We start from the raw sequence: 26188 nt of genomic DNA, 5'->3' as shown, positions 1-26188 counted from the left end.
CGACTACCTTGCATCATGCACCAAACAAACCGACCGCCCAAGCCCCGATCCACGCCATGTCGCGTAACGACAACTTGCCGACAAAGCCCCGCGCACGCCAAGATAGGTGCAGCCTTTTCGGATACCCAGCATGAAATTCTGCAGCCAGTGCGGTCACCCGGTCACCCAGCGCATTCCCGAAGGCGATTCGCGCCTGCGTTTTGTCTGCGACAACTGCCAGACCATCCATTACCAGAACCCGAACATAGTCGCCGGGTGCCTGCCTACCTGGGGTACCCAGGTGCTGCTGTGCCGGCGCGCGATCGAGCCGCGTCGTGGCTACTGGACGCTGCCGGCCGGATTCATGGAGAACGGCGAGACCGTCGAACAGGCGGCGATTCGCGAGACGTTCGAGGAAGCCTGCGCCCGGGTCCGCAACCTGAGCATCTATACCCTGATCGACGTCCCGCACATCAGCCAGGTGCATGTCTTCTTCCGCGCCGAACTGGCGGACCTGGATTTCGCCGCCGGCACAGAGAGCCTAGAAGTCCGGCTTTTCGAAGAAGCCGACATTCCCTGGTCCGAGCTGGCTTTTCGCACGGTCGGGCGTACCTTAGAATGTTTCTTCGCTGACCGGCGAAACGAGGACTACCCCGTGCGTTCCGAGTCCATTCCGCCCCTGGCTCAGCCTGCCCTCACTTAAACAACAAAACGTACGCGGCACCTGTGTACTCTTAGGGATATCGTTTCATGCGCTGGTTGCTCGCTCTTTTCTGCTACTCGGTTATCGCGGTCTCCCACGCCTCCGCGACGGATACCCTGAACGGCAAGGTCATCGAAAAAGTCCTGGTCCTCAAGTCGGCCCATCAGTTGCAACTGATCAACGACGGCAAACCCATCAAGACCTACCGCATTTCCCTGGGTAAACGACCCAAGGGGCCGAAGCTCATGGAAGGCGACAAGCGCACTCCGGAAGGCTTCTACTGGCTGGACTGGCGCAAGACCAGCGACCGCTTCAACCTGGCCATGCATATCTCCTACCCGAACATCAGCGATTCCGCCCGCTCGCGCCGCGAGGGCGTGGAGCCCGGCGGCATGATCATGATCCACGGCACTCCGGACAGCGAAGACTACCCGGAGCAGTACTTCCATACCCTGGACTGGACCGACGGCTGCATCGCCATGCGCAACGTCGACATGCGCGAAGTCTGGGGCCTGGTCCCGGACGGCACGATGATCGAAATCCGCCCCTGACTCCTCGCTGAAACGCCGCTAAAACACCTCCGTTACAAAAAAAATCGCAGGCCGCGCCGGCTTCGAAAGGTGAATACCAATTCCCGTTCGAAAAACCGCCGCCCCTGCGATTTTCGCGTTCACGGCCAGACCGCCCTAATACCACTTTCCCAAACCATCCCCGCCAACGCCCATAAAGCGCCTGCTTTCGTGCGTCATCGTCACACTACTGGCGTTGACATGGTATTTAAGTGGTATTAGTTTTTGCCACATTACCGGGCGACAACAAACCAATAACGCATCGGAATCTCGACAGATGAACCACATCCTGGCCCTGCGCCCTGACGATACCCAGCCGACCCCGCTGTACCTGCAACTGGCGCGCAACCTTGAAGCCGCGATCCATGCCGGACAGTGGAAAGCCGAACAGGCCTTGCCCTCGGAACGCAACCTGAGCGAGATGCTCAATATCTCCCGCGTCACCGCGCGCAAGGCCCTGGAAGTGCTGTTCGAACAAGGCCTGATCCGCCGCAGCCAGGGCTCCGGCACCTTCATTACCCCGCGCCTGGAACAACCGCTGTCGCGGCTGTCGGGCTTCAGCGAAATGCTCCGTCTCAAGGGCTTCGTGCCCGGTTCCCAATGGCTGGAGCGGGAAATCACCACGCCGACCCACGAAGAACTGATCCGCCTCGGCCTGTCGCCGAACGACAAGGTGGCGCGCCTCAAGCGCCTGCGCAAAGCCGACGACACGGTGATGGCGATCGAAATGAGCACCCTGCCGGCCACGATCATTGCCCAGCCGGATGCCGTGGGCGACTCGCTTTACGCCTACCTCGATGGCATCGGCCGCCCGGTGGTGCGTGCCCTGCAGCACATCCAGGCGATCAACGCCAGCGCCGAGTTCGCCGCCCTGGTGGGTATCGCCCCCGGCACCGCGATGCTGCTGATGACCCGTGTCGGCTACCTCGAAGACAACACCCCGATCGAAGTCACCGACACCTATTGCCGCAACGACTATTACGACTTTGTCGCCGAGCTGCGTCGCTGAGCCTGGCCGCCGAGTCGCCAAGAATTCGTCCCAGAGAGCTGCCCATGTCCGAACACAACATCCTCACCCCACAAGGCTGGATTCGCGGCCGCCTGAACCACCGGGACGGCAAGGTCACCGGCATCGAAGGCAGCCCCTGCGACCCGGCGGACAACGACCTGCCCTACCTGCTGCCGGGCTTCATCGACCTGCATGTGCACGGCGGCGGCGGCAAGGACATCATGGAAGGCGCCCCGGCGTTCGAGACCATCACCCGCACCCACGTGCGTTTTGGCACCACCTCGCTGCTGGCCACCACCATGACCGCGCCGACCGAGGAGATCACCCGGGTCCTGGGCGCCATGGGCGAATACTGCGAACAGCGCCCCAGCGGCAGCGCCCGGGTACTCGGTGTGCATCTGGAAGGCCCGTACATCAACCCGGGCAAGCTCGGTGCCCAGCCCAATTTCGCCCACACCGCGCTGATGGCCGAAGTCGAGGCCTACCTGCGCCTGGCGCCGATCCGGGTGATCACCATCGCCCCGGAAATCGCCGGCCATGACGCGCTGATCCGTGCCCTCGGCGCCCGCGGCATCCGCATGCAGATCGGCCACACCCTGGGCAGCTATGAGGAAGGCGTGGCCGCGCTCGACGCCGGGGCCACCAGCTTCACCCACCTGTACAACGCCATGAGCCCGCTGCATCACCGCGAGCCGGGCATAGTCGGTGCCGCCCTGGCCCACGCCCAGTACGCGGAACTGATCCCCGACCTGCTGCACGTGCACCCCGGCGCCATGCGCGTGGCCCTGCGCTCGATCCCCTGCCTGTACTGCGTCACCGACTCCACCGCGGCGGCCGGCATGCCGGACGGCGAATACAAGCTCGGCAGCCACACCGTGACCAAATGCCTGGGCGGCGTGCGCCTGCCGGACGGCACCCTGGCCGGCAGCACCCTGACCATGGACCAGGCCTTGCGCAACCTGGTGAAGATCGGCCTGCCCCTGGCCGAGGCTTCGCAACGCTTGTCACAGTTTCCCGCCGATTATCTCGGCCTGGCCGAACGCGGGCGCTTGCAGGTCGGCAGCTGGGCCGACTGCGTGTGCCTGGACCGCTCACTCACACTGACCGCCGTGATGGTCGAAGGAGAAGACATTGACTTCAAAAATGCTTGAAGAGGCGCTGTCCGCCGCCGCGGCCGTCGAAGGCCAGTTGCAGCACCTGGACCCGCAACTGATCGAGGTGGCCGGGCGCCTGAACCGCCAGCCACCGCAAGTGGTGATGACCGTCGCCCGCGGCAGCTCCGACCATGCCGCCAGCTATTTCGCCTACCTGACCATGCAGCAGCTGGGTTTCCCGGTCGCGTCCCTGCCGATGTCGGTGGTGACCATGCAACAGGCGCCGCTGCGGGTCAGCGGCCAGGCGGCGTTCGCCTTTTCCCAGTCCGGGCAAAGCCCCGACCTGGTCAACAGCATGCGCCTGCTGCGCAAACGCGGGGCCTTGAGCGTGGCTATGGTCAACGCCCAGGACACCCCACTGGAAGCCGCCAGCGAGTTCTGCCTGCCGCTGCACGCCGGCGCCGAACGCAGCGTGGCGGCAACCAAGAGCTTTATCGCCACCCTCAGCGCCAGCGCCCGCCTGATCGCTCACTGGAAACAGGACGCGCAGTTGCTGGAAGCCGGCCTCGCCCTGCCCCAGGGGCTGCGCGAAGCCACGACCCAGGACTGGAGCCCGGCCGTCGAGGCCTTGCGCGATAGCCAACGGTTGATGGTGATCGGCCGTGGCGCCGGTTTCGCCATCGCCCAGGAAGCGGCGCTGAAACTCAAGGAAACCTCGGCGATCCAGGCCGAAGCCTTCAGCAGCGCGGAAGTTCGCCACGGCCCGATGGCGCTGATCGGCGACAACTACCCGCTGCTGGTGTTCGCCCCACGGGGAGCGGAGCAGGCTGGCCTGATCAGCCTCGCCGCCGATATGCGCCAGCGTGGCGCCCGGGTGCTGCTGGCGGCGCCGGACGACATCGTCGAACGCGACCTGACCCTGGGCCGGGCCGAACACCCGGCACTCGATCCGATCCTGGCGATCCAGAGTTTCTACGGCATGGCCGCAAGCCTTGCCGAGGCCCGGGGCATGGACCCGGACCAGCCACGGCACCTGAGCAAAGTGACCCGCACCCACTGAGCCTTTCCTTCAACGGATGAGTACTGCGCCATGCACAACAACAATAAAGACCTGACGCTCGGCGCCCCCTTGAGCGGCCCGGTGCTCACCCTCGCCAGGGTGCCCGACCTGGTGTTTTCCAGCGGCGCCATGGGCGACGGGATCGCCATCGACCCGCTGAACAACACCCTGCACGCCCCCTGCGCCGGCGTGGTGGTGCATGCCGCCCGCACCGGCCACGCGGTAACCCTGCGTGCCGACAATGGCGCGGAACTGCTGCTGCACCTGGGCCTGGACACGGTCCAGCTGCAAGGCGAGGGTTTCTCCATGCTGGTGCAGGAAGGCGCCCGGGTCAGCAGCGGCCAGGCCCTGCTGCGCTTCGATCTCGACCAGGTCGCGCGCAATAGCAAAAGCCTGATCAGCCTGATAATCCTGACCAACGGCGAACACTTCCAGACCCTGCCCATCACCCTGAAATCGGTGAAAGTCGGCGAACCGCTGCTGCACATCGTTCCACGCGCGGCCAATACGGCCCAGGCAGAAGCGGGTGACACCTCGACCGACGAGGTAGAAGGCCAGACCCGGGTCAATCATCGCGGCGGCCTGCACGCCCGGCCGGCCGCGCTGATACGCCAGACCGCCCAGGGCTTCGGCAGCAAGGCGCACCTGCATTTCAACGGCAAGTCGGCGTCCTGCGACAGCCTGGTCAGCCTGATGGGGCTGGGGGTCGGCGAGCAGGACGAGGTGCGGGTCAGTTGCCAGGGCAAGGACTGCAAGGCCGCCCTGCTGGCGCTGCTGGACGCCCTCGCCACCCCGCTGGCCGAAGACGCCCATGCCGCGGCGCCAGCGGTGAAGGCCGTCGCGCCCCAGCGCCCCGCCGAAGCCGGGGTAATCCAGGGCGTCTGCGCCGCCCCCGGGCTGGTCTGCGGGCCGCTGTTTCACCTGACCGCCATGACCCTGCCCGAAGACAGCGGCGATCACCTGCCCCAGGAGCAACTGCAGGCGCTGGACCTGGCCCTGGACAAGGTTCGCAGCGACATTCGCTGCACCCTGGAGCACGCCCGGCAACGCAAGGACAACCAGGAAGAAGCGATCTTCGCCGCCCATCTGGCCCTACTCGAAGACCCGGCGCTGCTGGACGCCGCCCGCCAGAGCATCGGCCAGGGACGCGCCGCCACCCACGCCTGGAGCGACGCCATCGGCGAACAGTGCGAGGTCCTGCTGCAACTGGGTAATGCCCTGCTCGCCGAACGCGCCAACGACCTGCGCGACCTGCAACAGCGGGTCCTGCGCGCCCTGCTCGGCGAGGCCTGGCATTACCAGTTGCCGGCCGGCGCCATAGTCGCGGCCCACGAACTGACCCCGTCCGACCTGCTGCAACTGAGCGAGCAAGGCGCTGCCGGCCTGTGCATGGCGGCCGGCGGCGCCACCTCCCATGTGGCGATCCTGGCGCGCGGCAAGGGCCTGCCCTGCCTGGTGGCCCTGGGCTCGGAGCTTCTCGATGTACCGCAAGGCCAGCAAGTGGTGCTGAATGCCGACCACGGGCGCCTGGAACTGACACCGGACAGCACGCGTATCGAACAGGTGCGGCAGAACCATCTGCTCCGCCAGCAACGCCGCGAGCAACAACAGCAACAGGCCCAACTGCCGGCCAGGACCCTCGATGGCCAGGCGATCGAGGTCGCCGCCAATGTCGCCTCCAGCCAGGAAGCCCAGGGCGCCCATGCCAACGGTGCCGATGGCGTCGGCCTGCTGCGTACCGAGTTTCTGTTTGTCGACCGGCATACCGCCCCCGACGAACAGGAGCAGCGCCTGGCTTATCAGGCCGTGCTCGACGCCATGGGCGACAAGTCGGTGATCATCCGCACCATCGACGTGGGTGGCGACAAGCAACTGGACTACCTGCCGCTGCCGGTGGAAGCCAACCCGGTGCTGGGCCTGCGCGGCATTCGCCTGGCCCAGGCCCGCCCGGAACTGCTCGACCAGCAACTGCGGGCCCTGCTGCAGGTCAGCCCGCTGCAACGCTGCCGCATCCTGCTGCCGATGGTCAGCGAGCTCGACGAACTGCTGCATATCCGCGAACGCATCGATTGCCTGTGCGCCGAGCTGGGGATCAGCCAGCGCCCGGAGCTGGGGGTGATGATCGAAGTCCCGGCCGCCGCCCTGCTCGCCGAGCAACTGGCCGAATACGCCGACTTCCTCTCCATCGGCACCAACGATCTGTCGCAATACACCCTGGCCATGGACCGTGACCATGCCGGCCTGGCCGCCCGGGTCGATGCGCTGCACCCGGCGTTGTTGCGGCTGATCGCCCAGACCTGCGCCGGCGCGGCCAGGCATGGGCGCTGGGTCGGCGTGTGCGGCGCCCTGGCCTCCGACCCGCTGGCGACGCCGGTGCTGATCGGCCTGGGGGTCAGCGAGCTGTCGGTGAGCCCACCGCAAGTGGGCGAAATCAAGGAGCGGGTCCGCCAACTGGACGCTGCGCAATGCCGACGCCTCAGCCATGACCTGCTGAACCTGAGCAGTGCCTCGGCGGTGCGTCATGCCTGCCACCAACACTGGCCCCTGAGCTGAATAACAAGAACACCGGGAGACACGCCATGTACCAATTATTCATCGAAGGCCTGCAGCGCCTGGGCCGCGCCCTGATGCTGCCGATCGCGATCCTGCCGATCGCCGGCCTGCTGCTGCGCCTGGGCGACACCGACCTGCTGAACATCGCGATCATCCACGATGCCGGCCAGACCATCTTCGCCAACCTGGCGCTGATCTTCGCCATCGGCATCGCCGTGGGCTTCGCCAAGGACAACAACGGCACCGCCGGCCTGGCCGGGGCCATCGGTTACCTGGTGATGGTGGCAACCCTCAAGGTGCTCGATGCCAGCATCAACATGGGCATGCTCGCCGGGATCATCAGCGGCCTGCTGGCCGGTGCCCTGTACAACCGCTTCAAGGACATCAAGCTGCCGGAATACCTGGCGTTCTTTGGCGGGCGGCGCTTCGTGCCGATCGTCACCGGCTTCAGCGCCGTCGGCCTGGGGGTGGTGTTCGGCCTGATCTGGCCGCCGATCCAGCACGGCATCAACAGCTTCGGCCAGTTGCTGATGGAAAGCGGCAGCCTCGGTGCCTTCGTTTTCGGTGTGTTCAACCGCCTGCTGATCATCACCGGCCTGCACCACATCCTGAACAACATGGCCTGGTTCATTTTCGGCAGCTTCACCGACCCGGCCACCGGCGCCGTGGTCACCGGCGACCTGACCCGCTACTTCGCCGGCGACCCCAAGGGCGGCCAGTTCATGACCGGCATGTTCCCGATGATGCTGTTCGGCCTGCCGGCGGCGTGCCTGGCCATGTACCGCAATGCGCTGCCGGAGCGGCGCAAGGTGATGGGCGGGATTTTCCTGTCGATGGCCCTGACCTCGTTCCTGACCGGGGTCACCGAGCCGATCGAGTTCGCCTTCATGTTCCTCGCCCCCATGCTGTACCTGGTGCATGCCCTGCTGACCGGCCTGTCCATGGCCCTGACCAACCTGCTGAACATCCACCTGGGCTTCACCTTTTCCGGCGGCGCCATCGACATGGCCCTCGGCTGGGGCCGCTCCACCAACGGCTGGCTGGTATTCCCGGTGGGCCTGCTGTACGCGGTGATCTACTACCTGGTGTTCGACTTCTGCATTAAACGCTTCAACCTGAAAACCCCGGGCCGCGAGGACACCCCGGGCACCGAAAAAGCCGCCATGACCAACAATCAGCGCGCCGGTGCCTATATCCAGGCCCTGGGCGGCGCGGACAACCTGATAACCGTCGGTGCCTGCACCACCCGCCTGCGCCTGGAACTGGCCGACCGCAGCAAAGCATCGGACAGTGCCCTCAAGGCTCTTGGCGCCATGGCCGTGGTGCGTCCCGGCAAGGGCGGCAGCCTGCAGGTGGTGGTCGGTCCGCTGGCCGACAGCATCGCCGATGAAATCCGCCTGGCCATGCCCAGCGGCGGCAAGCCACTGGAACAGCCAGGCCCTGCCGCCGCCTTCGAAGCACCGCCAGCGGTGAGCATTGCGCCCCAGGAAGCCGTGAAATGGCTGGACGCCTTCGGTGGCAGCGACAATGTGCTGCAACTGGACTGCGTGGCCATGACCCGTCTGCGGGTGCAACTGGGCGACAACAAGGCGCTGTCGGAATGCCAGCTGAAGAACCTCGGCTGCCAGGGTTCCAGCCAGCTCGACGATGGCGTCTGGCACCTGCTGCTCGGGGAAAAGGCCGCGAGCCTGAGCCAAGCACTGGATAGCCTGATCAACCGCAGCGAGGTCAGCGTCAAGGTCTGACCCTCTCCTGCCGGAGAGCAGGCACAAAAAAGCCCGCTGACCGTTACCGGTTCAGCGGGCTTTTTCATGGGCGGGCCTTAGAAGTCTTCCAGACGCCAGACTTCATAAGCCGGTGTCTCGTAGGGATGGCTCTGCTTGAGGGCCATCACCACGCTACGGATCAACTCGTCGGCCACCACCAACTCGACTTTCCATTCCTGCACCTGCTCGACCAGGCCGGTCTGCCCGAGAAACGGCTGGCTGCCGTCCAACGGGCGAAACTGGCCCTGGCCCAGCACCTGCCACGCGCACTGGTCGTAAGCGCCGATCCGTCCGCCACCGGCGGCAAATACGGCGTTCTTGACCACATCCACGTGGCTGGGCGGGACGAAAAAGCTGAGCTTGTACACGGGTCTTAGTTCACCCACACGCGAGCGTTACGGAACATGCGCATCCACGCCGCATCTTCGTTCCACTCTTCCGGACGCCAGGAGTTCTGCACGGCGCGGAATACCCGCTCAGGGTGCGGCATCATGATGGTGACGCGGCCGTCGCGGCTGGTCAGGCCAGTGATCCCGCGCGGCGAGCCGTTCGGGTTGGCCGGGTAGCTTTCGGTGACCTTGCCGTGGTTGTCGACGAAACGCAGGGCCACGCAACCGGACAGGTCGGCTTCAAGCAGCGCTTCTGCGCTTTCGAATTCCGCATGGCCTTCTCCGTGGGCGATGGCGATCGGCATACGCGAACCGGCCATGCCCTGCAGGAAGATCGAGTTCGACTCCTGGACCTGGACCATCGCCACACGGGCCTCGAACTGCTCGGACCGGTTGCGCACGAAGTGCGGCCAGAACTCGCTGCCCGGGATCAGCTCGTGCAGGTTGGACATCATCTGGCAACCGTTGCACACGCCGAGGGTGAAAGTGTCGCTGCGCTCGAAGAAGCCCTGGAAGGCGTCGCGGGCACGGCTGTTGAACAGTGCCGACTTGGCCCAGCCTTCGCCGGCGCCGAGTACGTCGCCGTAGGAGAAGCCGCCGCAGGCGACCATGCCCTTGAAGTCGTTCAGGTCGACGCGACCGGCGAGGATGTCGCTCATGTGCACGTCGATCGCGTTGAAGCCGGCACGGTCGAACGCCGCGGCCATTTCCACCTGGCCGTTGACGCCCTGCTCGCGCAGCACGGCAACCTGGGGACGCACACCTTTCTTGATGTAAGGCGCGGCGATGTCCTGGTTGACGTCGAAGCTCAGCTTGACGCTCAGGCCCGGGTTGTCTTCTTCCAGCAGGACGTCGAATTCCTGCTCGGCGCAGTCGGCGTTGTCCCGCAGGCGCTGGATCTGGTAGCTGGTTTCAGCCCACTGGCGCTGCAACAGGCGACGCTCGCCGGCGAAGATATTCTCGCCGTTGAAGGTGATGTTGATATGGCCGTTGTTGACCGGCTGGCCGATCACCGCCACGCAGTCGCCCAGGCCGGCGGCGCTGAACTGCGCCAGCACATCCGGGGTTGCGTCCTGGCGCACCTGGATCACCGCACCCAGTTCTTCGTTGAACAGGATGGCGGCGATCTCGGCCGAGCTCTCGGCCAGGGCGTCGAGGTTCAGGTTCAGGCCGCAGTGACCGGCGAAGGCCATTTCCACCACGCTGGTCAGCAGGCCACCGTCGGAACGGTCGTGGTAAGCCAGCAGGTGACCGTCGGCGTTGAGGCCCTGGATCACCGCGAAGAAGGCTTTCAGGTCTTCGGCGTCATCGACGTCCGGGGCCTGCTTGCCGAGCTTGCCGTGCACCTGGGCGAGGATCGAGGCGCCCATGCGGTTCTGGCCACGACCGAGGTCGATCAGGACCAGATCGGTGGTGCCCTTGTCCATGCGCAGTTGCGGGGTCAGGGTCTGGCGGATGTCCGCCACAGGCGCGAAACCAGTCACGATCAGCGACATCGGCGAGGTCACGGTTTTTTCTTCACCGTTGTCGTTCCAGCGCGTGGCCATGGACATCGAGTCCTTGCCCACTGGAATGGTGATGCCCAGCTCAGGGCACAGTTCCATGCCGACCGCTTTCACGGTGTCGTACAGCCGTGCGTCTTCGCCCGGGTGGCCGGCGGCGGACATCCAGTTCGCCGACAGCTTGATGTCGGAGATCTTGTTGATGCGCGACGCGGCAATGTTGGTCAGGGTTTCGCCGATGGCCATGCGGCCCGACGCCGGGGCGTCCAGCAGCGCCAGCGGAGTACGCTCGCCCATGGCCATGGCTTCACCGGTGTAGACGTCGAAACTGGTGGCGGTGACGGCCACGTCGGCCACCGGAACCTGCCATGGGCCGACCATTTGGTCACGGGCCACCAGGCCGGTGATGGTGCGGTCGCCGATGGTGATCAGGAAGCTTTTGCTCGCGACGGCCGGGTGATGCAGGACGCGCTCGATGCTTTCGCCGATGTCGAGGCTCGACGGGTCGAAATCGTCGCCCAGCTCGGCTTCGCGAACCACCGAACGGTGCATGCGCGGCGCCTTGCCCAGCAGCACTTCCAGTGGCATGTCCACCGGGCTGTTGCCGAAGTGGCTGTCCGTGACCGTCAGATGCGGTTCGGCGGTGGCTTCACCGACGACGGCAAACGGGCAACGCTCACGTTCGCAGATGGCCTGGAAGCGCTCGAAGTCGGCCGGGCCGACGGCCAGAACGTAGCGTTCCTGGGATTCGTTGCTCCAGATTTCGTGCGGGGCCATGCCCGGCTCGTCGTTTGGAATGTTGCGCAGTTCGAAACGGCCACCGCGGTCGCCGTCGTTGACCAGTTCCGGGAAGGCGTTGGACAGACCGCCCGCGCCGACGTCGTGGATGAAGCTGATCGGGTTCTTGTCGCCCAGCTGCCAGCAACGGTCGATGACTTCCTGGCAACGGCGCTCCATTTCCGGGTTTTCACGCTGAACGGAAGCGAAGTCCAGATCCGCCGAGCTGGTGCCGGTGGCCATGGAGGAAGCGGCGCCGCCACCCAGGCCGATGAGCATCGCCGGGCCGCCGAGGACGATCAGCTTGGAGCCGACGACGATCTCGCCTTTCTTGACGTGCTCTTCGCGAATGTTGCCCATGCCGCCGGCCAGCATGATCGGCTTGTGGTAACCACGCACTTCATCACCGTGCGGGGTGGCGATCGACTGTTCGAAGGTACGGAAGTAGCCGGTCAGGGCCGGACGACCGAATTCGTTGTTGAACGCGGCGCCGCCCAGCGGGCCTTCGATCATGATGTCCAGCGCGGTGACAATGCGCTCAGGCTTGCCGTACGGCACTTCCCACGGCTGTTCGAAGCCCGGGATCTGCAGGTTGGATACGGTGAAACCGGTCAGGCCGGCCTTTGGCTTGGCGCCACGCCCGGTTGCACCTTCATCGCGGATCTCGCCACCGGAACCGGTGGATGCGCCCGGGAACGGGGCGATGGCGGTCGGGTGGTTGTGAGTCTCGACCTTCATCAGGATGTGCACCGGCTCCTGCACCGCGCCGTACTGGCGGGTTTCAGGGTTCGGGAAGAAACGGCCGGCGACATTGCCGACAATCACCGAGGCGTTGTCCTTGTAAGCCGACAGCACACCTTCGTTGTGCATCTGATAGGTGTTCTTGATCATGCCGAACAGGCTTTTTTCCTGGCTCTGGCCGTCGATGTCCCAACTGGCGTTGAAGATCTTGTGACGGCAGTGCTCGGAGTTGGCCTGGGCGAACATCATCAGTTCGATGTCATGCGGGTTGCGCTTGAGGCCCTGGAAGGCGTTGACCAGGTAATCGATTTCGTCTTCGGCCAGGGCCAGGCCCAGTTCGGTGTTGGCCTGTTCCAGCGCGGCGCGGCCACCACCGAGGATATCGATGGCGGTCAGCGGCTTCGGCGTGGCATGGCTGAACAGGCCGGCAGCCTGCTCCAGGTTGCCCAGCACGATCTGGGTCATGCGGTCGTGCAGAGTGTCGGCGATCAACTGCGCTTGCGCGTCGCTGAATTCACCGGCCACATAGAAGGCAATGCCGCGCTCCAGGCGCTGGATCTTGCTCAGGCCACAGTTGCGGGCGATATCGCTGGCCTTGCTCGACCATGGCGAGATGGTGCCGAAACGCGGCAGCACCAGGAACAGACGACCGGTAGGTTCTTGCACCGGTACGCTTGGGCCGTACTTCAGAAGGCGCGCAAGCACCTGCTGTTCGTCGCCGGTCAGGACGCCGGTAACTTCGGCGAAGTGAGCGAATTCAGCATACAGGCCACTGACAGCTGGAACCTTCTGGCTCAGTTGCTCAAGGAGTTTGCTGTGGCGAAAGGCAGAAAGGGCAGGAGCGCCGCGCAGGATCAACATCTTCGGGACAGCCTCGGGAAGGGGGTGTGCTTTGAGGCCGTGCATTCTAGCGTAAACCGCCCGCGACGGCACCCGAAACGGCACGCCCGAGCGCAGCCAGACGTCGGCCCGCGCGCAGCACCCTGTGACAAAGGCTCGTCAGGACCATTCAGCAGGGTTATTTCACCCCTCTCCACGGGCCCCGAAGGCCCATTCCCGAGGGCCCTGGCCGGGGGCTGGAACCTCTAGCAGACAAGCCCTTCGCTGTCGAGATATGGCGGTTGTTGTCCTTTGCGTATACTGCGCAGATGTTTTCCCCTATGGCTTTACGTCCGCGCTGTGCCCGATGGCTCATCGCAACCGGACTCTTCCTGATGCTCAGTGCCTGCGTTGAGAAACCCAGCACGCTCGAGCGAGTAAAGGAGGATGGCGTGCTGCGGGTGGTCACCCGTAACAGCCCGGCCACCTACTTTCAGGATCGCAACGGTGAAACCGGCTTCGAATACGAGCTGGTGAAACGTTTCGCCGACGACCTGGGGGTGACGCTGAAGATCGAAACCGCGGACAACCTCGACGACCTCTTCGACCAGCTGGGTAAACCTAACGGCCCGGTGCTGGCTGCTGCCGGTCTGGTCAGCAGCGAGAAACGCAAGCAGCAAGTCCGGTTTTCCCACACCTATCTGGAAGTCACCCCGCAGATCATCTACCGCAACGGCCAGTCCCGCCCTACTGACGCGGGCGATCTGGTCGGCAAGAAGATCATGGTCCTCAAGGGCAGCACCCACGCCGAACAACTGGCCGCACTCAAGCTGAAATACCCCGGCATTCAATACGAAGAGTCCGACGAGGTCGAAGTGGTCGACCTGCTACGTATGGTCGACGAGGGGCAGATCGACCTGACCCTGGTGGACTCCAACGAAGTGGCGATGAACCAGGTGTATTTCGCCAATATCCGCGTGGCCTTCGACCTTGGCGATGCCAGCAACCAGAGCTGGGCCGTGGCCGCCGGCGAAGACAACAGCCTGCTCAACGAAATCAACGCCTTCCTCGACAAGGTGCAGAAGAACGGCACCCTGCAGCGCCTGAAGGACCGTTATTACGGGCATGTGGACGTCCTGGGTTATGTCGGCGCCTACACCTTTGCCCAGCACCTGCAACAGCGCCTGCCCAAATACGAGAAGCACTTCAAGGCCTCGGCCAAGGAAGAAAAGGTCGACTGGCGCCTGCTGGCGGCCATCGGTTACCAGGAATCCTTGTGGCAACCGAGCGTCACCTCCAAGACCGGCGTGCGCGGCCTGATGATGCTGACCCAGAACACCGCCCAGGCCATGGGCGTATCCAACCGCCTGGACGCCAAGCAAAGCATCCAGGGCGGCGCCAAGTACCTGGCGTACATGAAGGATCAACTGGACGACAAGATCGAAGAGCCGGACCGCACCTGGTTCGCCCTCGCCGCCTATAACGTCGGCAGCGGCCATCTGGACGACGCCCGCAAGCTGGCGCAAAAGGAAGGGCTGAACCCGAACAAGTGGCTGGACGTGAAGAAGATGCTGCCGCGTCTCTCGCAGAAGCAGTGGTACAGCAAGACCCGCTATGGCTACGCCCGGGGCGGCGAGCCGGTGCATTTCGTCGCCAACATCCGTCGCTACTACGACATTCTGACCTGGGTTACACAGCCGCAGCTGGAAGGCGACCAGGTGGCCGAGGGCAACCTGCACGTGCCGGGCGTGGACAAGACCAAGCCGACCCAGGAAACCCCGCCGCTTTAAACCCTCTGCGTAGAAAGCCGCTGCCGACGATTGCGACAAGTCCGCAGGACCTGAACAACCGTAAAATCGCCACGACCGTTCCGGTCGATCGCAGCCTGCGGCAGCGGCTACAGAGTCTCCGTCAGGCCTTGGCCGCCGCCAGGATCAGCGCCTTCATCTCCGCCACTGCGCCTTTGAAACCGACGAACAGCGCATGGGCCACCAGCGCATGGCCGATGTTCAACTCGTTGATGCCCTTGATCGCCGCGACCGCCTCGACGTTGTGGTAATGCAGGCCGTGGCCGGCATTGACGATCAGGCCCTGGCCCAGGCCGAAAGCCACGCCGTCGGCCACACGCCGCAGCTCCTCGGCCACCTCGCTCGGCGTTTCGGCATCGGCATAACGCCCGGTGTGCAGCTCGATGGCGGGCGCGCCCACGCGGCGAGAGGCGGCGATCTGCCGCTCATCGGCGTCGATGAACAGTGACACTTCGGCGCCGATCTTCGACAGCCGCTCTACCGCCGCCTTGATCCGCGCTTCCTGCCCGGCGACATCCAGGCCGCCCTCGGTGGTCAGCTCCTGGCGGGTTTCCGGAACCAGGCAGATGTGCGCCGGACGGATGCGCTCGGCGAACGCCATCATTTCCTCGGTGACGCCCATCTCGAAGTTCATGCGGGTTTGCAGCACGTCCTTGAGCAGCAGCACGTCGCGCTCCTGGATATGCCGGCGGTCCTCGCGCAGGTGCACGGTGATGCCGTCGGCCCCCGCCTCTTCCGCGTCCAGCGCCGCCTTGACCGGGTCAGGGTAACGGGTGCCCCGAGCCTGACGCAGGGTGGCTACGTGGTCGATGTTCACGCCAAGAAGAATGCGATTGCTGGTGGTCACGGAAGCGCTCCTGAGGAGTTAGAGATTCGGTGCACAGCATATAGTGTCCGCTGGCGAAAATAACTGCCGGCTTTCGGTCGCACGAGCAAGCCAGGCAGGATTCGAGCGTATTGGCGCAATGGGACGACTAGGGCTTGCGAAACAATTCGCGACTGACCAAGGGCCGACCGCCCAGGTGCACCGCCAGGGCCTGGCGCATCAGGCGCTTGGCCGCCGCCAGCGCGCCGGGGGCGCTCCAGTCGGCTTGCGCCATGGCCAGCAGCTCGGTGCCGTTGAACAGGCCTGGTTGCAACAGGTGAACCTGCTCCAGACCAGCATCCACCTGCAGGCGGTACATGCCCTGCGCCTCAATCGGCGCGCCGTGGATATCCATGTCCAGGGCGAAGCCGTAGCCCAGGTCGTCCAGCAGGCGCCATTCGAACGCGCGCAGCAAGGGCTCAAGGGCCCTGCCCTCGGCCAAAGCCAGCAAGGTTGCCGCATAGTGCTCGAAGATCGCCGGATGCGGGTCTTCGGCGGGCAGCAGGCGGATCAGCAACTCATTGAGGTAGAGGCCGCTGAACAGCGCTTCGCCGTTGAGCCAGGTGGAGGTTCCCGCGCTTTCCATGCGCCCGACGTTTTTCAGCTCGCCGCGCCCACGAAATTCGACTTCCAGCGGCACGAACGGCCGCGCCAGGGTCCCGGCCTTGCCCCGCGCGCCGCGCAACACCGCGCGCAGCCGCCCCTGGGGCGTGAGGAAGTCCACCAATGCACTGCTCTCGCGATAGGCGCGACTGTGCAGGACATAAGCGGGCTGGCCGATGGGAGCGTTACTGGACATAGGTGTCGGGGGGATCTCAAGGCTTGAGAAAGTGACAGGTCCACGGGAAGGTTCGTTGAACCTTTATCGCCAGCGGCTCGCCCTGCACGTTGCAGGAACGAGGCGCCGGCGACGGGGCAGGATTACAGGTCGCCGTAGCCCAGCGAACGCAGGGCGCGCTCGTCGTCGGACCAACCACCTTTGACCTTGACCCACAGGTTGAGCATGACCTTGGAGTCGAACAGCAGCTCCATGTCCTTGCGCGCTTCCATGCCGATGCGCTTGATGCGCTCACCCTTGTCGCCAATGATGATTTTCTTCTGGCCGTCGCGTTCGACGAGGATCAAGGCATGAATATGCAGGGTCTTGCCCTGCTGCTTGAACTCTTCGATTTCCACGGTGATCTGGTACGGCAGCTCGGCACCCAGCTGGCGCATGATCTTTTCGCGCACCAGTTCGGCGGCGAGGAAACGGCTGCTGCGGTCGGTGATCTGGTCTTCCGGGAAGAAGTGATCGTTTTCCGGTAGGTGCTTGGCGATCAGGCCTTCCAGGGCTTCCAGGTTGTGGCCTTGCTGGGCCGATACCGGGACGATCTCGGCATTCGGCAACTGCTCCTGCAACCAGGTCAGGTGCGGCATCAGCTCGGCCTTGTCCTCGATGCGGTCGGTCTTGTTGATCGCCAGGATCACCGGGCCCTGCACGTACTGCACACGCTCCAGCACCAGCTGGTCTTCGTCGGTCCACTTGGTGCGGTCAACGACGAAGATCACCACGTCGACGTCTTTCAAGGCCGCCGAGGCGGTCTTGTTCATGTAGCGGTTCAGCGCCTTCTCGTTGCTCTTGTGCATGCCCGGGGTGTCGACGTAGATCGCCTGGATGGCGCCTTCGGTCTTGATGCCGAGCATGTTGTGCCGAGTGGTCTGCGGCTTGCGCGAGGTAATGGCCAGCTTCTGTCCCAGGATATGGTTCAGCAGCGTGGACTTGCCCACGTTCGGACGGCCGACGATGGCGACATAGCCACAGCGTGTTGCGGTTGTATCAGTCATGGCCATTCTCCACGCCCAGGGCAATCAGTGCTGCGGCGGCCGCTACCTGTTCGGCAATGCGACGGCTCACACCCTGACCTCGGCTTTTTTCGTTCAGTAGGGTGATTTCACATTCGACGAAGAACGTCCGGCAATGGGGCTCACCCTGGATATCCACCACTTCGTAGCGGGGCAGTTCACAGGCACGCGACTGCAGGAATTCCTGCAGGCGGGTCTTGGGGTCCTTGTTGGTGTCGACCAGCGTCAGGCTGTCGAACTCGGACGTCAGCCAAGACAGCACGCGCTCGCGCGCGACCTCCATGCCGGCATCCAGGTAGATCGCACCAATCAGCGCTTCCAGGGCATCGGCGAGGATCGACTCACGACGAAAGCCGCCGCTTTTCAACTCACCGGAGCCCAGGCGCAGGTATTCGCCCAGATCGAAACCACGGGCCAGTACGGCCAGGGTTTCACCCTTCACCAGGCGCGCGCGCAGACGCGACAGCTGGCCTTCGCGAGCCTGGGGAAAACGCTCGAACAGCGCTTCGCCGGCGACGAAGTTGAGAATGGCATCACCGAGGAATTCCAGGCGTTCGTTGTTGCGCCCGGCAAAACTGCGGTGAGTGAGGGCCAGAACCATCAGTTCCTGGTCCTTGAAGGTGTAACCGAGCTGACGCTCGAGACGGCTCAAAGAAACGCTCACGGTTTACCCACGCTGAGTTCGTGGTTGAATTTCACCACCTTGGAGACAAGGCACGAGGTGCCTGTGGCAATTAACGCTGTGTTCAAATCCACATCCTGAATATCGTTGACTGCTGCTTCTGGTGACGCCTGGGAGGCTGCCGAACCTGGCGGGCCGGTGTTCTACAAGATCCAGAAAAGCATTCGGCGCTGTGTTCAACAGCGCCGTGTTTGATTACTTGATCAGGCCAACCCGCGAGAAATTCGGCAGGTGGCTGAGTTTCGGTTCGGGCCAGCTCATCCAGACTGCGAAGGCCTTGCCGACGATATTCTTGTCGGGAACCATGCCCAGCAGGTCCTTGGGAATGCTTGGGTCATCCCAGTAGCGGCTGTCGTTCGAGTTGTCGCGGTTGTCGCCCATCATGAAGTAGTGCCCGGCAGGCACGGTCCATTGACGATCCGGGGTGGCCCGGTAGCGGCTCATTTCCTTGCGGATCAGGTGCTCGGCGGCGCCGAGTTTTTCCTTGTAGAGCTCCGCGCTGCCCAGGGTACCCGGCTCGGAGCCGACCAGTTGCTCGGCGACCGACTGGCCGTTGACCAGCAGGCGCTTGTCGCTGGTGTAGCGCACTTCGTCGCCCGGCAGGCCGACCACACGCTTGATGTAGTTGACGTTCGGATCGCTCGGGTAGCGGAACACCATCACATCGCCGCGCTGCGGATCACCGACCTCGATGATTTTCTTGTCGATCACCGGCAGGCGGATCCCGTAAGAAAACTTGTTCACCAGGATGAAGTCGCCCACATCCAGGGTCGGTTTCATCGATCCCGAAGGAATCTGAAACGGTTCCACCAGGAACGAACGCAGCACCAGCACAATGAACAGCACCGGAAAGAACGATTTGCCGTACTCGACCAGCATCGGCTCCTTGTTCAGTTTCTCGATGACCAGTCCATCCGGCTGGCTGACGCTGCCCTGATAGTTGGTAATGGCGGCACGCCGACGCGGCGCCAGAAAGACCAGATCGAGCAACGCCAACAGACCGCAGACGGCGACGGCGATGACCAGCAACAGCGGGAAATTTAGCGACATAGGACCTAACTATCCAACCTGAGCACAGCAAGGAAGGCTTCTTGTGGAATCTCCACGTTACCCACTTGCTTCATGCGTTTCTTACCGGCCTTCTGCTTTTCCAACAGCTTGCGCTTACGGCTAACGTCACCACCGTAGCATTTGGCCAGTACGTTCTTTCTGAGCGCCTTGACGGTTGTCCGCGCCACAATCTGCCCACCAATGGCGGCCTGGATTGCCACGTCGAACATCTGCCGAGGAATCAGTTCCTTCATCTTTTCGGTCAACGCACGCCCTTTGTAGTGCGCGTTGTCACGGTGCACGATCAATGCCAGGGCGTCGACCTTCTCACCGTTGATCAGCACATCCAGCTTGACCAGATTAGCCGATTGGTAGCGATCGAAATGATAATCCAGCGAAGCATAGCCACGACTGGTGGATTTGAGGCGGTCGAAGAAGTCCAGGACCACTTCGTTCATCGGCAGGTCGTAGGTCACCTGGACCTGGCTGCCGAGGAACAGCATGTCGTGCTGTATGCCGCGCTTCTCGATACACAGGGTAATGACGTTACCCAGGTGCTCCTGCGGCACCAGGATATTGGCCCGCACGATCGGCTCGCGCATATCTTCGATGGACGACAGATCCGGCAACTTCGACGGGTTATCGACGTAGATCGTCTCACCATTCTTCAGTTGCAGTTCGAAAATCACCGTCGGCGCCGTGGTGATCAGGTCCAGGTCGTATTCGCGCTCCAGGCGCTCCTGGATGATTTCCATGTGCAGCATGCCGAGGAAGCCGCAACGGAAGCCGAAGCCCAGTGCGTCGGAGCTTTCCGGAGTGTATTGCAGCGACGAGTCGTTCAGCGTGAGCTTTTGCAGGGCTTCGCGGAAGTCTTCGAAGTCGTCGGAGCTGACCGGGAACAAGCCAGCGTAGACCTGCGGCTGAATGCGCTTGAAGCCGGGCAGCACTTCGACGTCGGGGGTCGAGCTCAGGGTCAGGGTGTCACCTACCGGCGCACCGTGAATGTCCTTGATACCGGCGATGATGAAGCCTACTTCACCGGCCTTCAGGTCGGTGGTGGCGGTGTGTTTCGGGTTGAATACACCGACGCTGTCCACCAGGTGGATCTTGCCGGTGGATTTCACCAGGATCTTGTCGCCCTTCTTCACGCGGCCATGGCGCACGCGAACCAGGGACACGACGCCCAGGTAGTTGTCGAACCAGGAGTCGATGATCAACGCTTGCAGCGGATCTTCGATGTTGCCGGTCGGCGCGGGAATGGTGGTGACCAGGCGCTCCAGCACCTCGTCGACACCCAGGCCGGTCTTGGCGCTGCAGGTCACGGCGTCGGTGGCATCAATACCGATGATCTTCTCGATCTCTTCCTTGACCCGGTCCGGATCGGCCTGTGGCAAGTCGATCTTGTTCAGCACCGGCATGACCTCCAGGCCCTGCTCGATGGCGGTGTAGCAGTTGGCGACCGACTGCGCTTCCACGCCCTGGCCGGCGTCGACCACCAGCAAGGCGCCTTCACAGGCGGCCAGCGACCGGCTGACTTCATAGGTGAAGTCCACGTGGCCAGGGGTGTCGATGAAGTTCAGCTGGTAGGTGATGCCGTCGCGGGCTTTGTAATAGAGGGTAACGCTGTGGGCCTTGATGGTGATCCCGCGTTCCCGCTCAAGGTCCATGGAGTCCAGGACCTGGGCTTCCATTTCACGCTCGGCCAGGCCGCCGCACATCTGGATGAAGCGATCGGCCAGAGTCGACTTGCCATGGTCAATGTGGGCGATGATGGAGAAATTGCGGATATGACTCAAATCACTCACGGATCAACACTCAAAAAGGCTGCAGGCATAGCCCGCCGAAAAATAGCCGGGAATTGTACCTGATAGACGACGCAAGCGTCACGTTCGCCTGTCAGGGGCGCGCAAACGCAAAACGCCCCGGTCTTTCGACAGGGGCGTTTTGCGTAAGACTGGCGGCATTGGCGCCGGTCAGCCGGCCCGGCGCAACAGCCAGACCCCGGCCAGGGCACAGATCCCGGCGGGAACCAGCACCGCGAACAGCGGCGAGAAACCGAATACCAGGCTCGACGGCCCCAGCAGGTCCTGGGCGATGCGGAAGGTGAACCCCACCAGCACGCCGGTGAACACCCGCTGGCCGAGCGTCACGGAACGCAGCGGACCGAAAATGAACGAGATCGCCATCAATACCAGGGCCGCGGTGACCAGCGGTTGCAGCACCTTGACCCAGAACGCCAACCAGTAGCGACCGTTGTTCAGGCCCTGGTCGGCCAGGTAATGGATATACCCCCACAGACCGCTGATCGACAGCGACTCCGGCGCCATCACCACAGTACTCAGCAATTGCGGGCTCAAGGCCACATCCCAACGTTCCTGCGGGACGTTGATGACTTCGGTGCTGCCCTCGCGGAAATAGGTGGTGGTGACGTCGCTCAGCAGCCAGTAGTTTTCTTCGAAACGGGCCTGGCGAGCGAAGCTCGAGGACAACATGTGCCGCTGATCGTCGAAGTGATAACGGGTCACGCCATACAGCAGGCCGTTGGGTTGCACGGCGTTGATGTGGATGAACTCCTCACCCTGGCGGTGCCACAGGCCACGCTTGGAACTTTGCGCGTCGCCCGAACCCTGGGCCAGCGCACGACTGGCCTGCGCCTGGCTTTCCGTTGCAGGAGCGACGTACTCGCCGATCAGCACACCCGCCACCATCAGGAACAGCATCGGCTTCATCACCGCCCAGACGATCCGCCCGATGGACACGCCAGCGGCCCGCATGATGGTCAGCTCACTGTTGCTGGCCAGGCTGCCCAGGCCGATCAGGCAGCCGATCAGGGCCGCCATCGGCAGCATTTCGTAGAGCCGGCGAGGCGCCGTCATGACCACGAAACTCAACACATCCATCACGGTGTAGTTGTCACTGACACTGCCCATCTCGTCGATGAAGGCGAACAGCGATGCCAGGCCGAGAATGATCCCCAGTACCGCCAGGATGGCTAGCAGGACACTGTTACCGATGTAGCGATCGAGCTTAACCACGAGCCACCTCCTTCATGCTGCGGCGGCTCGCCAGTTTCAGGCGCAAGGGTTCCCAGTACAGCAACCCGAGGCCAATCAATAGAAACAGTCCGTGTACCCACCACAGGCCCAGCGCCTGCGGCAGCTTGCCTTTTTCCAGCGAGCCACGGGCCGCGATCAGGATGGTCAGGTAAGCCATATAAAGAAGAATCGCCGGCAACAGCTTGAGGAAACGGCCCTGGCGCGGATTGACCCGGGACAGCGGCACCGCCATCAGGGTCACGACAAACACCAGAAGCGGCAGGGAAATACGCCATTGCAGCTCGGCATGGGCGCGCAGGTCCGGGTTGCCGATCAGATCGCGGGTCGGCATGGCGTCACGGTCGGTAACTTCTTCACTGACATCCGGCTTGGCCAGCAACACGCCGTAGGTGTCGTACTTGATGATCCGGTAATCGGCCTGGCCCGGATTACCGTCGTAGCGATAACCGTTTTCCAGAATCAGATAGCGGTTGCCGTCCGGACGAACGTCCTGGTGCCCCTTCTCCGCCACCAGCACCGAGATGCCCTGGTCCTTCTTGTCCTGGCTCAGGCGTTTTTCCGAAATGAACACGCCACCGAGGTTGGTCCGGTCATCGGACAACTGCTCGGTGTAGGTCACCCGCGTGCCGTCGTTGAGGGCCTGGAAACGGCCTGGCACCAGGGTATCGAACTCGGTCAGCGCATCCTGCTTGTTGAGGATCAGCTGGAACTGGTTGGCGCCCTGAGGCGCCAGGCTCAGGCTCAGCCAGGCCACGATCAAGGCAACCAGGGTCGCCGGAATCATGGTCATGCCCAGCAAGCGCTGCTGGCTCATGCCGGTGGCCGAAAGCACAGTCATTTCGCTTTCGAGGTACAGCCGGCCATAGGCCAGCAGAATGCCGAGAAACAGCCCCAGGGGCAGGATCAATTGCAGGAAGCCCGGCATGCGGACCCCCATGATCAGGAACAGCGAGCCCGGGTCCAGTGCGCCCGAGGCCGCTTGCGCGAGGTATTTGACGAAACGTCCGCTCATGATGATGACCAGCAGTACAGCGCTCACGGCGCTCAGGGTCAGCAACACTTCGCGGGATAGATAACGGAAGACGATCAAACCAGACACTCCAGGGTTGTCAGGCTAAGGCGGCCAAACAAGCAAACACGGCCCGTGAAGCCGAGCCGCCGAAAAAGATGGCGCATTATCCTGTGATTGCATGCGCCTGTCACTGCGCATGCTCACGCAGGCCTCTAAAGCGGCGAAGTTCGCTCATGGGAGGGTTGTCAGCCTCGACCGCCGGGGTTCAAACTGGCGGCCCTGTCGTTGGCCGCTGCCGACGCCTCTTCCTTATAAAAGCTGCATACATGACAAGCCTGGCGCACGGCATTGGCCCTGCGCTCTTTGACCATTAATTCAGGGACCCGGACATGGAACTGGTTGTAAAAAGCGTTAGCCCGGAAACGTTGAAGACCGCCACCCTGGTGGTCGCCGTCGGCGAAGGCCGTAAGCTCGGCAGCGTTGCCAAACAACTCGACGAGCTCAGTGGCGGCGCCATCGGCGCGGTACTCAAGCGCGGCGACCTGGACGGCAAGGTCGGCCAGAGCCTGCTGCTGCACGCCCTGCCAAACCTGAAGGCCGAACGCGTCCTGCTGGTCGGCACTGGCAAGGACGCCGAACTGGGCGACCGCCCGTTCCGCAAGATCGTCAGTGGCATCCTCAATACCCTCAAGGGCCTGGGTGGCAGCGATGCCGCACTGGCGCTGGACGAAGTGGTGGTCAAGGGCCGCGACAGCTATGGCAAGACCCGCCTGCTGGCGGAAACCCTGGTGGACGGCGAATACAGCTTCGACCAGTTCAAGAGCCAGAAAGCCGAACCGCGCGCCCTGAAGAAAATCACCCTGCTGACCATCAAGGCCGCGCAGGCCGAAGTCGAGCGCGCCGTGGCCCACGCCAAGGCCATCGCCAACGGCATGGCATTCACCCGCAACCTGGGCAACCTGCCGCCGAACATCTGCCACCCGACCTTCCTCGGCGAACAGGCCAAGGCCCTGGGCAAGGAATTCAAGGCCCTGAAAGTCGAAGTCCTCGACGAGAAGAAGATCAAGGAACTGGGCATGGGTTCGTTCTATGCCGTGGGCCAGGGCAGCGCCCAGCCGCCGCGCCTGATCGTCATGCAATACAACGGCGGCAAGAAGTCCGAGAAGCCGTACACCCTGGTCGGCAAGGGCATCACCTTCGACACCGGCGGCATCAGCCTCAAGCCTGGCGCCGGCATGGATGAAATGAAGTACGACATGGGTGGCGCCGCCAGCGTGTTCGGCACCCTGCGCGCCGTGCTGGAACTCAAGCTGCCGATCAACCTGGTGTGCATCCTGGCCTGCGCCGAGAACATGCCGAGCGGCACCGCTTCGCGTCCGGGCGACATCGTCACCACCATGAGCGGCCAGACCGTTGAAATCCTCAACACCGACGCCGAAGGCCGCCTGGTGCTGTGCGATGCCCTGACCTACGCCGAGCGCTTCAAGCCACAGGCGGTGATCGATATCGCCACCCTGACCGGCGCCTGCGTGGTCGCCCTCGGTTCCCACACCTCGGGCCTCCTGGGCAACAACGACGAACTGATCGGCCAGTTGCTGAGCGCCGGCGTCCAGGCTGACGACCGTGCCTGGCAACTGCCGCTGTTCGACGAGTACCAGGAACAGCTGGACAGCCCGTTCGCCGACATCGCCAACATCGGCGGGCCGAAAGCCGGCACCATTACCGCTGCCTGCTTCCTGTCGCGCTTCACCAAGCAGTACAACTGGGCGCACCTGGATATCGCCGGTACCGCCTGGACCAGCGGCGGCAAGGACAAGGGCGCCACTGGCCGTCCGGTTCCTCTGCTGACCCAGTACCTGCTGGACCGCGCCAAAGCCTGAAACCTATGACCTCGGGGTGCGCCCACACGCGGCGCACTCCCGGGTTCAGGAACCGCAATGACCAAAGTCGACTTCTATATCCTTCCCAGCGCGGATCCTTCGGCGCGCCTCGATTTCGCCTGCAAGCTCACCGACAAGGCCTGGCGCATGGGGCACCGCATCTACCTGCATTGCAGCGACGCGGCCCAGCGCGATGAGCTCGATGCCCGGTTGTGGCGCTTCAAGGGCGAAACCTTCGTGCCCCACGGCCCCGCCGAAAGCGAACCGGATGGCCTGATCGTTCTCGGCCTGGGCGATGACCCCGGCGAGCACCATGACCTGTTGGTCAACCTGGACCTGAAAGTCCCGGCATTTGCCCAGCGTTTCGCCCGCATCGCCGAAGTGGTGGTGGAAGACCCGACTATCCGCCAGGCCGCTCGCGAGAGTTTCCGTTTCTACCGCGAACAGGGCTATCCTCTGCAAGATCACCGTTTACAGCGACTCTGAGCCATCGATGGACACTCCCAAACCGCTGCAAAAGTCCGCGCACCTGCTGGATGACCTCGAGTCCATCCGCCAACTGCTCGGCGATGACGACCTGCAACCTCCGCTGCTGACCGAGACCGTCGACGGCGAAGTGCAGATTCCTCTGCTGTTCGACATGGTCGGCGGCAAGCCTGCCGTCGAAACCCACGAAGAGGCGCCGGCAGAACCACAACCGGCTCCCGCTCCGGTGGTCGAACCGCAACCTGCCCCCGTAGTTGCCGCGCCAGCCCCTACACCGACACCGAAACCCGCGCCAGCACCCAAGAGCCAGGATGCCCTGCTGCACCTGGACAGCGAACTGCGCGCCGCCGCGCAACTGATCATGCAAGACGTGATCGACGACTTCGCCCCGCACATCGAAACCGAGATCAAGCGCCGCCTCGATGCGCGGATGGAACGTTTGCTGAGCCAGTACGACGCCTGATCCCCTGCCTTATTCAGCGGACAAACCTCGCCGCTACAGGCCACCCAGCGTCTGTAGGCGCGAGGTTTGCCCGTGATGACACC

At 63.6% G+C, this 26188-nt stretch carries 21 protein-coding genes; 11 read left to right on the top strand and 10 right to left on the bottom strand.

The genetic code is table 11. From position 1 onward, the window contains the following. The first annotated feature begins 130 nt into the window (after nt 1–130). The 7 genes from C4K27_RS05370 to nagE all read left to right on the top strand — a co-directional run bounded on the left by C4K27_RS05370 (nt 131) and on the right by nagE (nt 8712). Nucleotides 131–682 carry an NUDIX hydrolase gene (locus tag C4K27_RS05370; protein WP_053259744.1) on the top strand — a complete coding sequence of 184 codons (552 nt, stop codon included), beginning with the start codon at nt 131–133 and terminating at the stop codon, nt 680–682. A gap of 47 nt (nt 683–729) precedes the next feature. Further along, nucleotides 730–1233: a L,D-transpeptidase family protein gene (locus C4K27_RS05365; RefSeq protein ID WP_007927719.1), complete on the top strand. Its 504-nt coding sequence runs from the start codon at nt 730–732 to the stop codon at nt 1231–1233. 295 nt (nt 1234–1528) lie between these two features. After that, the gene (locus C4K27_RS05360) at nt 1529–2260 is read left to right on the top strand and encodes a GntR family transcriptional regulator (protein WP_009042314.1); all 732 of its coding nucleotides are present in this window, start codon (nt 1529–1531) and stop codon (nt 2258–2260) included. A 44-nt stretch (nt 2261–2304) separates the two neighbouring features. Then, on the top strand, nt 2305–3411 hold the full coding sequence (gene nagA, locus C4K27_RS05355; protein ID WP_053259743.1) for an N-acetylglucosamine-6-phosphate deacetylase: 1107 nt from the start codon (nt 2305–2307) through the stop codon (nt 3409–3411). Next, nucleotides 3392–4414, top strand: coding sequence for an SIS domain-containing protein (locus C4K27_RS05350; protein ID WP_125737967.1), 1023 nt, complete (start codon nt 3392–3394; stop codon nt 4412–4414). Before nagA ends, C4K27_RS05350 begins: the two co-directional genes overlap by 20 nt. A 30-nt stretch (nt 4415–4444) precedes the next feature. After that, a complete protein-coding gene (gene ptsP / locus C4K27_RS05345) occupies nt 4445–6967 on the top strand; it encodes a phosphoenolpyruvate--protein phosphotransferase (RefSeq protein WP_053259741.1) in 2523 nt (840 codons plus the stop codon). Nucleotides 6968–6993: 26 nt separating this feature from the next. Continuing rightward, nucleotides 6994–8712, top strand: a complete 1719-nt coding sequence (gene nagE, locus C4K27_RS05340) for an N-acetylglucosamine-specific PTS transporter subunit IIBC (RefSeq protein WP_053259740.1) — start codon at nt 6994–6996, stop codon at nt 8710–8712. Nucleotides 8713–8789: 77 nt separating this feature from the next. On the opposite strand, the gene C4K27_RS05335 is transcribed toward nagE, so the two are convergent. Continuing rightward, entirely contained in the window at nt 8790–9101 is a 312-nt protein-coding gene (locus C4K27_RS05335) for a YqfO family protein (protein WP_007927731.1), read from the bottom strand. A gap of 5 nt (nt 9102–9106) precedes the next feature. Further along, on the bottom strand, nt 9107–13003 hold the full coding sequence (gene purL, locus C4K27_RS05330) for a phosphoribosylformylglycinamidine synthase (RefSeq protein WP_053259739.1): 3897 nt from the start codon (nt 13001–13003) through the stop codon (nt 9107–9109). A 287-nt stretch (nt 13004–13290) separates the two neighbouring features. Here purL and mltF point away from each other — a divergent pair, with 287 nt between their 5' ends. Then, a complete protein-coding gene (mltF, locus tag C4K27_RS05325; protein WP_053259738.1) occupies nt 13291–14751 on the top strand; it encodes a membrane-bound lytic murein transglycosylase MltF in 1461 nt (486 codons plus the stop codon). Between the two features lie 121 nt (nt 14752–14872). Here the strand turns inward: mltF and pdxJ are convergent, their stop codons facing one another. From pdxJ to lptF, 8 genes are all read right to left on the bottom strand, one after another. Further along, nucleotides 14873–15616 carry a pyridoxine 5'-phosphate synthase gene (gene pdxJ, locus C4K27_RS05320; RefSeq protein WP_007932164.1) on the bottom strand — a complete coding sequence of 248 codons (744 nt, stop codon included), beginning with the start codon at nt 15614–15616 and terminating at the stop codon, nt 14873–14875. 127 nt (nt 15617–15743) lie between these two features. Then, on the bottom strand, nt 15744–16433 hold the full coding sequence (gene recO, locus C4K27_RS05315; protein WP_007932161.1) for a DNA repair protein RecO: 690 nt from the start codon (nt 16431–16433) through the stop codon (nt 15744–15746). Between the two features lie 122 nt (nt 16434–16555). Then, nucleotides 16556–17458 carry a GTPase Era gene (gene era / locus C4K27_RS05310; RefSeq protein ID WP_007932155.1) on the bottom strand — a complete coding sequence of 301 codons (903 nt, stop codon included), beginning with the start codon at nt 17456–17458 and terminating at the stop codon, nt 16556–16558. Next, entirely contained in the window at nt 17451–18140 is a 690-nt protein-coding gene (rnc, locus tag C4K27_RS05305; protein ID WP_009042306.1) for a ribonuclease III, read from the bottom strand. Before rnc ends, era begins: the two co-directional genes overlap by 8 nt. A gap of 213 nt (nt 18141–18353) precedes the next feature. Further along, a complete protein-coding gene (gene lepB / locus C4K27_RS05300; protein ID WP_007932153.1) occupies nt 18354–19208 on the bottom strand; it encodes a signal peptidase I in 855 nt (284 codons plus the stop codon). A 5-nt stretch (nt 19209–19213) separates the two neighbouring features. Then, nucleotides 19214–21013, bottom strand: a complete 1800-nt coding sequence (gene lepA, locus C4K27_RS05295; RefSeq protein WP_007932152.1) for a translation elongation factor 4 — start codon at nt 21011–21013, stop codon at nt 19214–19216. A 168-nt stretch (nt 21014–21181) separates the two neighbouring features. After that, entirely contained in the window at nt 21182–22243 is a 1062-nt protein-coding gene (gene lptG / locus C4K27_RS05290) for an LPS export ABC transporter permease LptG (protein WP_053259737.1), read from the bottom strand. Beyond that, nucleotides 22236–23354 carry an LPS export ABC transporter permease LptF gene (gene lptF / locus C4K27_RS05285; RefSeq protein WP_007932149.1) on the bottom strand — a complete coding sequence of 373 codons (1119 nt, stop codon included), beginning with the start codon at nt 23352–23354 and terminating at the stop codon, nt 22236–22238. Before lptF ends, lptG begins: the two co-directional genes overlap by 8 nt. Nucleotides 23355–23665: 311 nt before the next feature. Between lptF and C4K27_RS05280 the strand changes: the two genes are divergently transcribed. Genes C4K27_RS05280 through C4K27_RS05270 form a run of 3 tightly spaced genes read left to right on the top strand, consistent with a single transcriptional unit; the run spans nt 23666 to nt 26105 of the window. Then, nucleotides 23666–25156 (top strand): leucyl aminopeptidase, encoded by a 1491-nt coding sequence (locus C4K27_RS05280; RefSeq protein WP_053259736.1) that lies wholly within the window; start codon nt 23666–23668, stop codon nt 25154–25156. Nucleotides 25157–25213: 57 nt separating this feature from the next. After that, nucleotides 25214–25642, top strand: a complete 429-nt coding sequence (locus C4K27_RS05275) for a DNA polymerase III subunit chi (protein WP_007932146.1) — start codon at nt 25214–25216, stop codon at nt 25640–25642. 7 nt (nt 25643–25649) lie between these two features. Continuing rightward, the gene (locus C4K27_RS05270) at nt 25650–26105 is read left to right on the top strand and encodes a hypothetical protein (protein ID WP_053259735.1); all 456 of its coding nucleotides are present in this window, start codon (nt 25650–25652) and stop codon (nt 26103–26105) included. Nucleotides 26106–26188: the final 83 nt, after the last annotated feature.

The sequence above is a fragment of the Pseudomonas chlororaphis subsp. chlororaphis genome (genome assembly GCF_003945765.1).
Classification (GTDB): domain Bacteria; phylum Pseudomonadota; class Gammaproteobacteria; order Pseudomonadales; family Pseudomonadaceae; genus Aquipseudomonas; species Aquipseudomonas chlororaphis.
The sequence above is the reverse complement of the archived record's forward strand: the minus strand, read 5'-3'. Positions and strand labels throughout refer to the sequence as shown.